The sequence below is a fragment of the Streptomyces sp. NRRL F-525 genome (assembly GCF_000716605.1).
Taxonomy (GTDB): Bacteria; Actinomycetota; Actinomycetes; order Streptomycetales; family Streptomycetaceae; genus Streptomyces.
In genome coordinates this window covers 1-420 of sequence record NZ_JNXE01000144.1, presented here as the reverse complement: position 1 = coordinate 420, position 420 = coordinate 1, and the positions used below count along the sequence as shown (strand labels likewise).

Here is a 420-nt window from a genome sequence, read left to right as displayed (position 1 = left end):
CGGGAGCCGTAGTCGTTGTACATGACGCCGGTGAAGACGCCGGTCCGGCTGCCGCGCAGGGTGGCGGGGTCGATGCCGGCGCGTTCGAAGGTCTCCCAGGAGGTCTCCAGCAGGAGGCGTTGTTGGGGGTCGATGGCCATGGCTTCGCGGGGTGAGATGCCGAAGAAGTCGGGGTCGAAGTCTCCGGCGTCGTGCAGGAAGCCGCCGTGTCGGGTGTAGGACGTGCCGGTGTGGTCGGGGTCGGGGTCGTAGAGGTTGTCGAGGTCCCAGCCGCGGTCGGTGGGGAAGGTGGTGATGGCGTCGGTGCCGGAGAGGACGAGCTGCCAGAGTTCCTCGGGTGAGGTGACATCGCCGGGGTAGCGGCAGCTCATCCCGACGATCGCCAACGGCTCGTCACCGGCCACGGACACAGCTGCGACC

General features: G+C 68.6%; 1 protein-coding gene. It reads right to left on the bottom strand.

The genetic code is table 11. From position 1 onward, the window contains the following. The coding region (locus tag OO69_RS48265) for a beta-ketoacyl synthase N-terminal-like domain-containing protein (RefSeq protein WP_033287409.1) at positions 1-420 on the bottom strand (420 nt) is incomplete at both ends.